This window comes from bacterium (assembly GCA_026129405.1).
Taxonomy (GTDB): Bacteria; Desulfobacterota; Binatia; order DP-6; family DP-6; genus JAHCID01.
The window spans coordinates 92,355-105,512 of the sequence record JAHCID010000002.1; the positions used below are offsets into that span (position 1 = coordinate 92,355).

At 72.9% G+C, this 13,158-nt stretch carries 14 protein-coding genes; 8 read left to right on the top strand and 6 right to left on the bottom strand.

Translation table 11 applies throughout. The annotated features are described in order from the left end of the window. Positions 1-7: 7 nt before the first annotated feature. Positions 8-865 carry an SDR family NAD(P)-dependent oxidoreductase gene (locus KIT14_08790; GenBank protein ID MCW5890635.1) on the bottom strand — a complete coding sequence of 286 codons (858 nt, stop codon included), beginning with the start codon at positions 863-865 and terminating at the stop codon, positions 8-10. Positions 866-956: 91 nt separating this feature from the next. Here KIT14_08790 and KIT14_08795 point away from each other — a divergent pair, with 91 nt between their 5' ends. The 3 genes from KIT14_08795 to lspA are packed head-to-tail and all read left to right on the top strand — an operon-like array spanning position 957 to position 4,946. Then, positions 957-1,589: a TetR/AcrR family transcriptional regulator gene (locus tag KIT14_08795; GenBank protein MCW5890636.1), complete on the top strand. Its 633-nt coding sequence runs from the start codon at positions 957-959 to the stop codon at positions 1,587-1,589. A gap of 49 nt (positions 1,590-1,638) precedes the next feature. Next, positions 1,639-4,428 carry an isoleucine--tRNA ligase gene (gene ileS, locus KIT14_08800; GenBank protein ID MCW5890637.1) on the top strand — a complete coding sequence of 930 codons (2,790 nt, stop codon included), beginning with the start codon at positions 1,639-1,641 and terminating at the stop codon, positions 4,426-4,428. Beyond that, the gene (gene lspA, locus KIT14_08805; protein MCW5890638.1) at positions 4,425-4,946 is read left to right on the top strand and encodes a signal peptidase II; all 522 of its coding nucleotides are present in this window, start codon (positions 4,425-4,427) and stop codon (positions 4,944-4,946) included. Before ileS ends, lspA begins: the two co-directional genes overlap by 4 nt. On the opposite strand, the gene KIT14_08810 is transcribed toward lspA, so the two are convergent. Next, positions 4,930-5,988: an Mrp/NBP35 family ATP-binding protein gene (locus KIT14_08810; GenBank protein MCW5890639.1), complete on the bottom strand. Its 1,059-nt coding sequence runs from the start codon at positions 5,986-5,988 to the stop codon at positions 4,930-4,932. The genes lspA and KIT14_08810 overlap by 17 nt on opposite strands. 177 nt (positions 5,989-6,165) lie before the next feature. On the opposite strand from KIT14_08810, the gene KIT14_08815 reads away from it, so the two are divergent. The 4 genes from KIT14_08815 to KIT14_08830 all read left to right on the top strand — a co-directional run bounded on the left by KIT14_08815 (position 6,166) and on the right by KIT14_08830 (position 9,017). Further along, entirely contained in the window at positions 6,166-6,399 is a 234-nt protein-coding gene (locus KIT14_08815; GenBank protein MCW5890640.1) for a helix-turn-helix transcriptional regulator, read from the top strand. Between the two features lie 52 nt (positions 6,400-6,451). Continuing rightward, entirely contained in the window at positions 6,452-7,621 is a 1,170-nt protein-coding gene (locus KIT14_08820) for a HAMP domain-containing histidine kinase (protein MCW5890641.1), read from the top strand. A gap of 270 nt (positions 7,622-7,891) precedes the next feature. Next, entirely contained in the window at positions 7,892-8,494 is a 603-nt protein-coding gene (locus KIT14_08825) for a Smr/MutS family protein (protein MCW5890642.1), read from the top strand. Positions 8,495-8,504: 10 nt separating this feature from the next. Continuing rightward, positions 8,505-9,017, top strand: a complete 513-nt coding sequence (locus tag KIT14_08830; GenBank protein ID MCW5890643.1) for a CDP-alcohol phosphatidyltransferase family protein — start codon at positions 8,505-8,507, stop codon at positions 9,015-9,017. Here KIT14_08830 and KIT14_08835 read toward each other — a convergent pair. From KIT14_08835 to KIT14_08850, 4 genes are all read right to left on the bottom strand, one after another. After that, on the bottom strand, positions 8,997-9,944 hold the full coding sequence (locus KIT14_08835; protein MCW5890644.1) for a flippase-like domain-containing protein: 948 nt from the start codon (positions 9,942-9,944) through the stop codon (positions 8,997-8,999). The two genes, KIT14_08830 and KIT14_08835, sit on opposite strands and share 21 nt — an antisense overlap. Beyond that, on the bottom strand, positions 9,878-10,870 hold the full coding sequence (locus tag KIT14_08840) for a ferritin-like domain-containing protein (protein ID MCW5890645.1): 993 nt from the start codon (positions 10,868-10,870) through the stop codon (positions 9,878-9,880). Before KIT14_08840 ends, KIT14_08835 begins: the two co-directional genes overlap by 67 nt. Positions 10,871-10,896: 26 nt before the next feature. Next, on the bottom strand, positions 10,897-11,514 hold the full coding sequence (locus tag KIT14_08845; GenBank protein ID MCW5890646.1) for a TetR/AcrR family transcriptional regulator: 618 nt from the start codon (positions 11,512-11,514) through the stop codon (positions 10,897-10,899). 84 nt (positions 11,515-11,598) lie between these two features. Further along, positions 11,599-12,504 carry a Gfo/Idh/MocA family oxidoreductase gene (locus tag KIT14_08850; GenBank protein ID MCW5890647.1) on the bottom strand — a complete coding sequence of 302 codons (906 nt, stop codon included), beginning with the start codon at positions 12,502-12,504 and terminating at the stop codon, positions 11,599-11,601. A gap of 240 nt (positions 12,505-12,744) precedes the next feature. Here KIT14_08850 and KIT14_08855 point away from each other — a divergent pair, with 240 nt between their 5' ends. Next, positions 12,745-13,098, top strand: a complete 354-nt coding sequence (locus KIT14_08855) for a 4Fe-4S dicluster domain-containing protein (GenBank protein ID MCW5890648.1) — start codon at positions 12,745-12,747, stop codon at positions 13,096-13,098. The last annotated feature ends 60 nt before the right edge of the window (positions 13,099-13,158 follow it).

Below are 13,158 nucleotides of genomic sequence, written 5' to 3' on the forward strand. Positions count from 1 at the left end.
CCGCGCCTCAGGCCGGCTGCGGCGGCGGGATCTGCGTGCGCAGCACGGCGTCGAAGGCGCGGTCCGGCAGCCAGCGGCGCAGCGCCATCATCATGCGCGCGGCCGCGGTGACGGTGTAGCGCGTGCGCGGCCGCGGCGCCGTCAGCGCCTTCTCGATGACCGCGGCGACGGCCTCGGGGCCGAGCGCGAGCTTGCCCATCGGGCCGTCGTAGGCGTCGCGGATCGCCTTCGCGAGGCTCTCGTGGAAGCCGGTGTACGGGCCGCCGTCCGCCGCGGCGGCGCGGATCGCGTCGATGGCGGTGTCGCCGAAGGCGGTGCGGATCGGGCCCGGCTGGACGACGACCACCTGGATGCCGAAGCCGGCGACCTCGAAGCGGAGCGCGTCGCTCAGCGCCTCCAGTGCGTGCTTGGTCGCGTGGTAGTAGGCGCCGCCGGGCAGAGTGAGCGTGCCGCCCATCGAGCTCAGGTTGACGATGCGGCCGGCGCCGCGCCGCCGCATGCCCGGGAGGACGAGCTGGGTCAGGCGCACGAGCCCGAAGACGTTGGTCTCGAACTGGCGGCGGATCTCGGCCATCGGCGTGGTTTCGAACGCGCCCTCCTGGCCGTAGCCGGCGTTGTTCACGAGCGCGCCGACCGGGCCGTCCTGCGCCTCGATGGTCGCGAGCGCGGCCCGCATCGAGGCTTCGTCGCAGACGTCGAGCGCGACGGTGCGGCAGCCGTGCGCGGCGAGGTCGGCGAGCTGCTCGGGGCGGCGGGCCGATGCCCACACGGTGAAGCCCTTGCCGGCGAGGCGCTCGGCGGTGGCGCGGCCGATGCCGGTGGAGCAGCCGGTGATGAGGACGGTCGTCGGAGCCTGCGCGGCCATGTCGTGCCTCCCGGGCGGACGGAGTCGGAGCGCCGTCGCGCGACGCCAGAATTGACAAACTGAGCCTGAAACGTCAATCCGTACCCCGCCCATGCCGACGGCCCGCCCGCGCCCCGACAGCCGCGCCCGCATCCTCGCCGGGGCGCTCGAGCGCTTCACGGCGTACGGCTACCGCCGCACCGCCCTCGAGGACATCGCCCAGGCGGCGGGCCTGTCGCGCGCCTCGGTCTACGTCCACTTCCGCAACAAGGAGGACGTGTTCCGCGCGCTGGCGCGGCAGCTGCACACCGAGGGGCTGGCCGCCGCCGAGTCCGCCGCGGCGGCCGACGGCCCGCTCGCGGTTCGGCTGCGGGCGCTGTTCACCGCCAAGCTCACACCGGTGGCGACGCTGGCGCGCACGTCGCCCCACGCGGCGGAGCTGCTCGACGAGAACGACCGCGTCGCCGGCGACGTCGCGGCGGAGTTCCGCAAACGCCTGGTGCGCGTGCTCGCGCGCCTGGTCGCCGCGGCGATCGCCGCGGGCGAGGTCGATCCGGCCCGGGTCGGGCTCTCGGCGCGCGGCGCCGCGGAGCTGATCGTCGACGGGGTGAAGGGCATCGAGATCGCGAGCGCGGCGGCGGCGGCGACGCCGGCACAGCTCACCCGCCGCGTCGGGCAGCTCGTCGATCTCGTCGTGGCCGGGCTCGCGCTGCCCGCGCCGATCCCGCACGGGCGTCGGGCCTGAGCGCCTTTGCAGGGTCGGGACCCCGCTGGTACGGTCGCCGTTCCCGGCGATGGACTACAAGTCGACCCTGAACCTGCCGCGCACGGAGTTCCCGATGCGCGCCAACCTGCCGCAGCGCGAGCCGGAGATCCTGGCGCGCTGGCGTGCCCTCGGCCTGTACGAGCGCCTCGTGGCGCGCGACCTCCCGCGCTTCCTCCTGCACGACGGGCCGCCGTACGCCAACGGCAACATCCACATCGGCCACACGATGAACAAGGTCCTGAAGGACCTCGTCGTGAAGTCGCGGGCGATGGCCGGACATCGCGCACCGTACGTGCCGGGCTGGGACTGCCACGGGCTGCCCATCGAGCTCCAGGTCGAGCGCGAGATCGGCCGCGCCAAGAAGGCCGCGATGTCGATCGTCGACGTCCGCGCCCGCTGCCGCGCCTACGCGCAGAAGTACGTCGACATCCAGAGCGCGGAGTTCCAGCGGCTCGGCATCCTCGGCGACTGGGCGCATCCGTACCTCACGATGGACTTCCACTACGAGGCGGAGCAGATGCGCATCCTCGGGAAGTGCATCGCCGCCGACCTCGTCGAGCGCAAGAACAAGCCGGTGCACTGGTGTCCGTCGTGCGCGACGGCGCTCGCCGAGGCCGAGGTCGAGTACGCCGACGTCACCTCGCCGTCGGCGTTCGTGGCGTACCCGGTCGTCGGCAGGGGCGCGACCGTGCTGCACGGCGTGGAGGACGTCGCCGCCGCCGCCTGGACGACCACCCCGTGGACGCTGCCCGCGAGCATGGCCGTCGCCGTGCACCCGGAGCACGAGTACGTCGTCGTGGAGCTGGGCGGGCGGCGGCTCATCGTCGCCGCCGAGCTGGTGCCTGCGCTCGCGAAGGCGATGGGCGTGCCGGCACCGGCGGGCGAGCTGCGACGCTTCCGTGGCCGTACCATCGAAGGGATGAAGCTGCGGCATCCGTGGCTCGACCGCGAGGTGCCGGTCGTCCTCGCCGACTACGTGACGCTCGACAGCGGCACCGGCCTCGTCCACACCGCGCCGGGCCACGGCCAGGACGACTACGTCACGGGGCTGCGCTACGGCCTCGACGTCTACGCGCCCGTCGACGAGCGCGGCCGCTTCACCGCCGACGTGCCGGAGTGGCAGGGCGTGCGCGTCTTCGACGCCGACCGCCAGATCATCGCCCACCTCCAGCAGCACGGCGCGCTGCTCGCGGCGTACGACTTCCCCCACAGCTACCCGCACTGCTGGCGCTGCAAGAACCCCATCGTGTTCCGGGCCACGCCGCAGTGGTTCATCCTCATGGACAAGATGGTGGCGCTGCCCGGCGGTCCCGCGCGCACGCTGCGCGCTGCGGCGCTGGCCGAGATCCAGCGCGTCAGCTGGGTGCCGGCGTGGGGCCGCGACCGCATCCTCGGCATGATCGAGGCGCGGCCCGACTGGTGCATTTCGCGCCAGCGCGCCTGGGGCGTGCCGATCCCGGCGCTCTTCTGCGAGGGCTGCGGCGAGCCGCACGCGACGCAGGCCGTCTGCGACCACGTCGCCGGACTCTTCGAGAGCGAGGGTGCCGACGCCTGGTTCGCACGCCCGGTGGAAGATCTCGTGCCGCCCGGCTTCGCGTGCTCCTGCGGCGGGAAGACCTTCACGCGCTCCACCGACATCCTCGACGTCTGGTTCGACTCGGGCGTCAGCTGGGCCGCGGTGGTGCAGCAACGCGCCGACCTCGGCGACGGCTGGGCCGACATCTACCTCGAGGGCAGCGACCAGCACCGCGGCTGGTTCCACACCTCGCTGCTCACCGCCGTCGCGGTCGAGGGCCGCGCGCCCTACGACGTCGTCCTGACCCACGGCTTCACGCTCGACGGGCAGGGGCGGAAGATGTCCAAGTCGCTGGGGAACGTCGTCGCGCCCGAAGACGTCATCAAGAAGCACGGCGCCGAGGTGCTGCGCCTGTGGGTGGCGGCCGAGGACTACCGTGACGACGTCCGCGTCTCCGAGCAGATCATCGGCCAGCTGGTCGAGGCGTACCGCGGCATCCGCAACACCGCCCGCTTCCTCCTGAGCAATCTCTTCGACTTCGACGCCGCCAACGACGCGCTCCCGCTGGCCGAGCTGCCGGAGGCGGAGCGCTGGATACTGCACCGCACGGCGGCGCTCGCGCATCGCGTGCGGGCCGCCTACGACGACTACGAGTTCCACGTCATCTACCACGCGCTGAACAACTTCTGCGGCGTGGACCTGAGCCGCATCTATCTCGACGTGCGCAAGGACCGCCTCTACTGCGAGCGGCCCCAGGCGCCGGAGCGCCGCGCGACGCAGACGGCGCTGCACGGCATCCTCGACGTGCTCGTGCGTCTCATGGCGCCGGTGCTGTCGTTCACCGCCGAGGAGCTGTGGCAGCACCTGCCGGCGACCGGGCAGGAGAGCGTCTTCCTGGCCGGCTTCCCCGAGGTGCCGGCGGCGTGGACCGACGCGGCGCTGGCCGCCGACTGGGATCGACTTCTCGCCGCGCGCGGCGCGGTGAGCAAGGCGCTCGAGGAGGCGCGGTCGGCCGGGCTCCTCAAGCAGGGCACCGAGGCGCGCGTCGCGCTCACGGCGCCGGCCGAGCTGGCGTCGGTGCTGGCCGCGCGCGCGGCCGACCTCCCGGCGCTCTTCCTGGTCGCGCTCGTCGACCTGGGCGGAGCCGTCGACGCGCCGGAGAGCCCGCTCGTCCCCGGGCTGCGCATCGGGGTCGCGCGCGCCGACGGCGCCAAGTGCGAGCGGTGTTGGATCGTGCGCCCCGTCGGCGTCGACGCGCGGCATCCGGCGCTGTGCGCGCGCTGCGCCGGGGTCGTGGCATGAGCGGGGTCGACCGGCGTCTCGTGCGCGCGACCCTCGTCGCGCTGGTCGTGTTCGTCGTCGATCTGGCGACCAAGCGGATCGTCGAGGGCACGATGACCGTCGGCCAGGAGATCCCGGTCGTGCCCGGCTTCGGGCTGCTCTACGTGCGCAACTCCGGCGCCGCGTTCGGGCTCCTGTCCGGAGCGCCCGAGTGGCTGCGCATCCCGCTCTTTCTCGTCGTCACCGTGGCGGCGCTGTGGCTCCTCGTCTCGTACCTGCGCAGCACGCCGCCGGAGCGGGGCTGGGTGGTCGTCGCGCTCGGCGGCATCGTCGGCGGCGCGCTCGGCAACCTCGCGTGCCGGCTGCGTTCCGGCGAGGTGGTCGACTTCTTCCATCTCCACGTCGGCGAGTGGAGCTGGCCGATGTTCAACGTCGCCGACATCGGCATCACGCTCGGCGTCGCCGTCGTGCTGCTCGAGTCGTTCCGTGCGCCCGCCACCGGCGAGGCGCCCGCCGCGTCGCCTACGACGCGGCGCTGACCGGCTCGCGCTTCCCTTCGGCGAGGCGCACGAGCACGCGCTCTGCGAGCTCGTGGAACGCGCGCGCCAGCGGGCTCGCCGGCTCGGCTGCGACCAGCGGTACGCCCGCGTCGCCGGCCTCGCGCACGGAGCGTGCGAGCGGGATCTCGCCGAGGAACGGCACGCCCAGCTCCCGCGCCATGGTGGCGCCGCCGCCGTGGCCGAAGATGTCGGCGCGCGCGCCGCAGCCGGGGCAGAGGTGGAAGCTCATGTTCTCGACGACGCCGAGGACGGGCGTCCCGCACTGGCGGAACATCTGGATGCCGCGCCGCACGTCGGCGAGCGCGACGTCCTGCGGCGTGGTGACGACGACCCCGCCCTGCATCGGCAGCTGCTGCGTCAGAGTGAGCTGGATGTCGCCCGTGCCCGGCGGCAGGTCGAGCACGAGGACGTCGAGCTCGCCCCACTCGCAGTTGCGCAGGAACTCCGTGACGAGCTTCGTCAGCATCGGCCCGCGCCAGACGACCGGCGTGACCTCGTCGAGGAAGAAGCCCATCGACATGACGCGGATGCCGTGGCGCTCGATGGGCACGAGCCGCCGGCCGTCGCCTCCCCGGGCCTTCTCCTCGATGCCGAGGAGGAGCGGGACGCTCGGGCCGTAGACGTCGGCGTCCATGAGACCGACGCGGTGGCCCATGGCCGAGAGGGCGAGGGCCAGGTTCGTGGCCACGGTCGACTTGCCGACGCCGCCCTTGCCGCTCGCCACGGCGACCACGGTCGCGACGCCGGGCACCGGCTGGGGACCGCGGCGCCCCGGCGGCACCGGGGCGACCTCGCGAACGATGCGCACGGGCCCGGCGACGCCGGCCAGTGTCGCTTCCACGGCGGCGACGATCTGCCGCACGACGTCCTCGTTGGCCGTGCTCGGGGCGAGGTGCACGGTCACCCCGTCGGACGAGACCTCGATGTCGCGCACCAGGCCGAAGGACACGATGTCGCGAGAGAACCCGGGGTAGGCCACGGCGCGGAGCCGATCGAGGATCTGCTGCGGGGTCGCGGGCACGTCCCGCGCTTAGCAACGCCCCCCCTCTGCCGCAAGGTCGGGCGTCAGCCTTTGGTCATGCGCTACTGGGATGACGCTCCGCATGGCAGGGTCCAGACGGAAGTCCAGGTTTTTCGCGGATGTTGGCGGTGGCACCTGGGTTGCTTGGGGCCTTGGTCGAATCCCATGCACGTACACATGCCTACCGCCGTGAGCGGTCCGCCCCCCAATGCCGGTCGTCTCATCCGGGCCTGGCGCCAGCGCGCCGGTCTCACCCAGGAAGGTCTCGCGCAGTCGCTCAGCGTGACCTTCTCGACGGTGAGCCGATGGGAGAACGGCCACGTGCTGCCCAGCAAGCTCGCGTGGCGTGCCCTCCAACAGCTCGCCGCGGAACGTCAGACGCCGCTCGTCGAGAACGACGAGACCGACTGAGTCCGGCGTGCAGGGGTTCACGCGACCGGCAGCCCGGTCTGCCGGTCGTCCCGTGGACGCCGGCACGAGTCGCGAGCGCAGGCTCGCCCGGCTGATCGGTGAGCTGCTCGAGGAGGATCGCCTCGAGCCGGCGCTCGACGCGTGGATCGACGCGGCAACCGCACTGCTCGACGCGACCGTCGTCGGGCTGTGGACCTGCGCCCGCGACCGGTTGATCGCCCGGCGGGCGTGTCCCGGGCCGTTGCCGTCGGATATGCCCTTCGAGGCGCCGGAGGACGCCGCGCGCGCGGTGCGCGAGCGCCGTGTGGTGGTGACCTATGACGGTGGGCTGCCGATGCTCGCTGCACCGGTCCTCGGCCGCGGCGGGCGCGTGCTCGGCGCCGTCGCAGGCCGCGCCGTGGCGCCCCCGGGGGATCACGATCGCTGGGCCGGCCTCGTCGAGACGCTCGCCGCGCTCGTCGCGACCACGCTCGAGAAGGCCGAGCTGGTAGCGCGCGTCGAGCGCCAGCAGGCCGACCTGCGCGCGGCGCACCAGCTGAAGACGAACTTCGTCGCGACCGTGTCGCACGAGCTGCGCACGCCGCTGAACGTCATCCTCGGCTACACCGACCTGCTCGCGGACGAAGCCTTCGGGGCGGTGCCGCCCGCGCAGCTCGACGTCGTTCACCGCGTGCAGACGAGCGCCCGCGAGCTGTTCGAGCTGGTGACTGCGACGCTCGACCTCGGCCGCCTCGAGGCCGGCGACTCGCCGCTCGCGCTCGAGCGCGTCGAGCTCGACGCCCTGTGTGCGGCGCTGCACCGGGAGACCGTCGCCCGCCTCGGGGATCCGGCGCTCACGCTCGACTGGGAGATCGCCGGGCTGCCCACCATCGACACCGACCGGGACAAGCTGGCGACGGCGCTGCGCAACGTCGTCGGCAACGCGCTCAAGTTCGCGCCCGGCGGGACGGTCATGGTGCGTGCGCGCGTCGAGCCGTCGACGGTGGTGTTCGCGGTCGCCGACACCGGCATCGGCATCGCGCCCGACGACGTGCCGCTCGTCTTCGAGATGTTCCGCCAGCTCGAGCCGCCCGACACGCGGCGTTTCGGCGGCGTCGGGCTCGGGCTGTACGTCGTGCGCCAGGTCCTGCGCCAGCTCGGCGGCGAGGTCCAGGTGTGGAGCACGCCCGGCGTCGGATCCTGCTTCCTGCTGCACGTGCCGCTCCAGCCGCTCGGGGCCTGAACGTGCTGTCCTCGCCGCGGGGCGTGTGGTAGCCCCGCCGCATGGCCCGGCGACGCCGACGCACGGGCGACGACGCGGAGGCGCCGTCGGCGACGCCGGCGGGGCCGACCCCGAGCCTGAACGCGCCCTTCCGCGACCTGCGCCGCCATCTGACCGCCAGGCCCGCACCGCCGCCGTCCGCGCCGAAGCCGCCGCCGGTCGGAGCCGGGGCCCGCCGACGGGGCGCCGTCGCGGGCGGGCGCACCGCCCGCCGCGTCGCCGCCCGGGGCGATGCCTCCGGCCGCGCCGCCGCCGGACGAGGCGTCGCTCTTCGCGCGGGCGATGCTCGACGTCGTGCCGCTGCCCGCGACGTCGCGCGAGCGCATCGACCGGCCGCCGCCCACCGCCGCGCCCGCGACGCCGATCAGCGAGGAGGCCGAGGCGCTGGCCGCGCTCTCCGACCTCGTCACCGGCGCGACCCACTTCGACGTGACCGACACGCGCGAGTACGTCGAGGGCGCCGTCGTCGGGCTCGATCCGCGCCTCGTGCGCCGCCTGCGGCGCGGCGACTTCGCGTGGCAGGCGCACCTCGACCTGCACGGTCAGACCGCGGTGGAGGCGCGGGGTGCCGTCGAGCGCTTCGTCCTCCAGGCGTTCCGCGACGCGCGCCGCTGCGTGCTCATCGTCCACGGCCGCGGGCACAACTCGAAGGATCACACGCCCGTCCTGAAGGAGGGCCTGAAGACGTGGCTCGCACGCGGCGTGCTCGGCAAGGTCGTGCTCGCGTTCGCGTCGGCGCGGCCGAGCGACGGCGGCGCGGGCGCGCTCTACGTGCTGCTGCGTCGCGACCGGCGAGCGGCGCCGATGCGCATCACCGAGGGCGCGAAGCGCTGAGGGGCCGGTCATGGCCGATGCGCTCACCGGCGTCCGCCTGCTGCTCGGGCTGCTCCTGCCGGCGCTGATCCTGGAGGGCGGCGTCCTGCCGCTGTGCGCGTGGGGCGCGGCGGCGCTGACGGACTACGTCGACGGGCCCATGGCGCGCCGGCGGCCGCCGACGCGCCACGGGCCGATGCTCGACACGGCCGCCGACGTGCTCGTCGTGCTGGGCGGCCTCGCTGCGGCGGCGGCGCGCGGCCTCGTCTCCTGGATCGTGCCGCTGGCGATCGTGGTGTCGGTGACGGCGTACGTGGTCGCGTCGTGGCGTCTCAGCGCCGGCGGGCCGGCGCCGCGGCTCGCGCGCAGCCGCATCGGGCACTGGGCCGGCGTCGTGAACTACGCCTGCCTCGGGCTCGCGTGCGGCGCGCTGGCGCTGCCGTGGGGCGGCTGGCCGGCGTTGCTCGGGCTGGTTGGCGCGGTCACCGCGGCGTGGAACCTCGCCGCGGTCGCGGCCCGCGTCCTACCCCGACAGCTCGCGTGAAGCCCGCCGCAGGAAGAGCAGGCCCCAGAACGCGTTCGTCACCATGAACATCAGGTGTGCCGCGAGGCTGTAGGCGATCAGCTTCTCGCCCGGTGCGTACGCGCCGAAGAAGTAGACCCACGCGGCCTGGCTCGGTCCGAGGTGGGCGGCGGCGATCGGCAGCGCCGCGAAGAAGTAGACCAGCGGCAGGAACGTCAGCAGCGTGACGAGCGGAATGTCGATCCCGAACAGCGGCAGCGCGAGCCAGTTGATCAGCACGGCGGCGAGCAGGTTCGGCGTCTTCAGGAGGAGCAGAGCGGGGTACTGCCAGAGCTTCGCCTGGAAGAAGGCGCGGAAGATCGCCATCTCGCCGATCCTGCCGCGGCGCGGCCGCGAGAAGAACCACAGGTGCGCGGCGAGATACGCCGCCATCACCGCGTACACCTCCCAGGGCGCCTTCGGCTCGTTGCTCACCGCCGCGCCGACGAACGAGTAGAACGCCAGCTGGTAGATCTCGACCAGGGCGATGAACACGACCACGCCCGTCACCTGCCAGAACGGGATGTGGTGGCGCCGGTGCAGGTAGACGGCGATGCCGCCCTGGCCGAGCTGCGTGTTCACCAGCGACAGGATGTAGGCCGTCGCGCGCACCGGGAGGACGTCGCGGTACGGGACCCGAACGAGGAACCACGACACCGCCTGCTGGAGGACCAGCGTGTCGACCAGCAGGTAGAACGCCGAGTAGGGGACGATCAGCAGGAGGTAGAGACCCCAGCGCCCGGCGGCGAGGGTCTCGACCACCTGCCCGATCGGATAGCGGGAGAACAGGAACGCGAAGATCGCGAGCGTGACCGCCCACGGCGCGATCTTCTTGAGGGCGCTCAGGCGCTGGCCTCCTCGTGCTCGAACTGGAGGATGTCGAGCTCGGCGAAGCGCTCGCGCACCCACGGCGTGAGCAGCCCGAGCCGCTTCACGTTGGGGACGATCTTCGAGAAGAGCATCTTGCGGAACTCGATCATCGACGGCGAGTAGAGGACGAGCTCTCGGACCTCGGCCACCGGCCAGCCCATGGTGTGCCAGACCTCCTCCGCGAGTAGCCGGTCGCGCATCAGACGGCAACCCTCGAAGACGAACTCCTCGCGCTCGCGCAGCTCCCGCGCCGGCATCTCCTTGAAGAAGTCGCCCAGCGACAGGACGCCGAAGGCGACGTGCCGCGACTCGTCGCGGATCACGTAATGGAGCAGATCGGTGAGCAGCGGCTCCGACGACATCTTGTGCATGAAGCCGAACGCGGCCATCGCGAGACCCTCCACGAGGATCTGCATGCCGAGGTACTTCATGTCCCAGCGCGAGTCGGTGAGGATCTGGTCGAGCAGCGCCTTCAGATGCGGGTTGATGCGGTAGGGGCCACCCAGCTTCTCGTGCAGGTAGCGGCTGAAGACCTCGACGTGACGGGCCTCGTCGGCGACCTGCGTCGCGCCGTAGAACTTGGCCTCCATCCACGGGGTCGCGTCGACGATCTGGGCGGTGGCGAGGAGCGCGCCCTGCTCGCCGTGCATGAAGTTCGACAGCGACCAGCGCAGCTGCTCGACGCGCAGCTTCTCGATCTCCTTCGGCGTCAGCTTCTCCCAGATGTGCGTGCCGTACACGGGGATCTGGAAGTCGGGGAAGATCTCGGCCGCGGCGTCGACCGGCGTCTGCCAGGCGAGCTGATCGGTGGCGTTCCACTGATCGCGCTTGGCCTTCTCGTAGAGCGTGTGCAGCTCGCGCCGCACCATCTCGTAGTTCCAGGTGTAGGTCGTGTTGAACGTGGTGGAGAGCAGCTCGATCTGCTCCTCGCGCGCGTCGTGGTCGTCGATCGGGGCCTGCGACATGGGCGGGTCCTCCAGATGCGGGATCTTCAGCCGGGCTGCCGGAGCGTGCCGTGCAGCGAGAGATGGTTGATGGTTTCCTCGAGCCACTCGATCGGGACGGCCTCGTGCTCGCTCCACCAGGCGAGGAGCTGCGTGATCATGCCGACGAGCGCCTGCGCCGCGAGCGCGGTGTGCAGCGGCGTCAGCACGCCGGCGTCGATGCCGGCGCGCAGGTTGCTCTCGATGTCGACCGCGAACAGGGCCTGCGCGCGGCGCACCAGCTCGTGATGCGCACCGTCGGCGCCGAACACGATCTTGAAGAGCGGCCGGTGGTCGCGCGCGAAGCGGCAGGCGGCGCTGGTCGAGGCCCGGATGCGCCCGAGCGGGTCGGGCGCGGCGTCGCGGGCGGCGTCGACGGCGGCCTTGAAGCGCAGGATCACGTCCTGCACGACCGCGTCGACCAGCGCCTCCTTGGTCTCGAAGTGGAGGTAGAAGGTGCCGACGCCGACGTCGGCCTCGGCAGCGATGTCGGCGATCTTGGTCGCCCGGATGCCCTGGCGCGCCAGCACCGTCGTGGCGGCCGCGAGCAGCTCCCTCGCGGTGCGCTCCCGGCGTCGGGCGAAGCGGTTGGCGTGCGGGGCGGCAGCAAGTGAGGAGGTCTTCATGACTGAACCTAGATTCAGTTAGCAGCGCTCGCGGTCCGGATGCAACCCGGGGCGCGCGCGTCTGCCCCGTCCGGGGCGGGTGGATCAGGGACGGGCGACGTCGACCGCGTCGCCGCCCCCGGCTCCCGAGCGCAGGCAGGCCTCGGCGATGGCGACGGCGTGGGCGCCGTCGATCGGTGCGACCGGGGGCGGGGTGCCGTCGACCAGGAGGGCGGCGAAGGCGCGCAGGGCGTCGGCCACGGTCATCGCCGCCGGCGGCAGGGCGACCGGGGTGCGCTCGAGGCCGCGCACGGTCTGGAGCCAGTGCTGCTGGTGGTCGCCGACCAGCTGGCCCTCGGCGCAGGCGGCGTCGATCAGTCCCGAGCGGCCGGCCGTCGCGCGACAGCCGCTCACGGTGACGAGGGCGGGGTCGCCCTCCAGCTCGAGGAGGGCCATGAAGTTGTCCTCGGTGCGCTTGGTGACGACGCGCGCCGTCAGGCAGCGGACGCGCACGACGTCGCGTCCGGTCAGGTGGCGCACGAGATCGAAGCTGTGGACGCCGGTGTGCAGCACGATGCCGCCACCGGAGAGCTCGGGCCGGTCGAGCCACGCCAGCGGCGACGGCTCGAAGCGCTGGTTCACCGCGAGCGCGCGCAGCGGCCCGAGCCGCCCGAGTCGCTCGCGCGCGGCGGCCACGACCGTGTTCCAGCGCAGCGTGTGCGCCATGAGCGCCGGGGTCCCGGCCTCGCGCAGGCGACGCGCGATCGCGAAGGCGTCGGCGGACGTGGTCGCGAGCGGCTTCTCGATGAGGAGCGCCTTGCCCGCGCCCGCGACGGCATCGGCGATGGGCCGGTGCAGCGCCGGCGGCACGACGGCGATCACACCGGCGACGCCCGCATCGGCGACCAGCTCGCGCCAGTCGGCGTGGAAGCGGCAGCCGAGCTCTGCCGCCTGCGCGCGTCCCTGGGCGGCGTCGTGCCGCGACAGCGCCGCGAGTGCGAGCGCCGGCACGTCGGCGCGGAGATGATTCAGGTAGCGCGCGCCATGCTTGCCGGCGCCGATGAGCCCGATCGGGATGGGACGCAGACGAACCTCCGACCCCGCGTCCGCTCGCCGGCGAGCGCGGGGATCCGGCGCTTAGTCCCGCCCCCGCGACGCTGTCAAACGACGCAGAAACGGTTGCAAAGGCACACCCTCGGGGTTAGGAGAGGCGCCGGCCGGATCCGGCCCCCGACCTCTCAGGAGCTCGTCATGGCATACATCATCACGCGGCTGTGCCGCGATTGCGTGGACACCGGCTGCGTCGCCGTCTGTCCGGTCGACTGCATCTACGAGTACCAGGGGGCGGATCGCGAGCGGTTCCCGAACCAGCTCTACATCCACCCCGACGAGTGCATCGACTGCGGCGCCTGCGAGCCCGAGTGCCCGTGGCAGGCGATCTTCGAAGAGGTCGCCACGCCCGAAGCCTTCAAGGACGACGTCGCGCTCAACTACGCGATGGTCGACCAGAGCGGCGACTTCAAGGTCGCACAGCAGAAGAAGATCGAGCACCCGACGGCGGAGCAGGTCGCGGCGAACAAGGCCAAGTGGGGCTACGCGGGCTGAGGCTTCGCCTCGCCCAAAGGGCGCCGCGCCGGCGTCGCCTCGCCCGGGCGGCGTAGGACG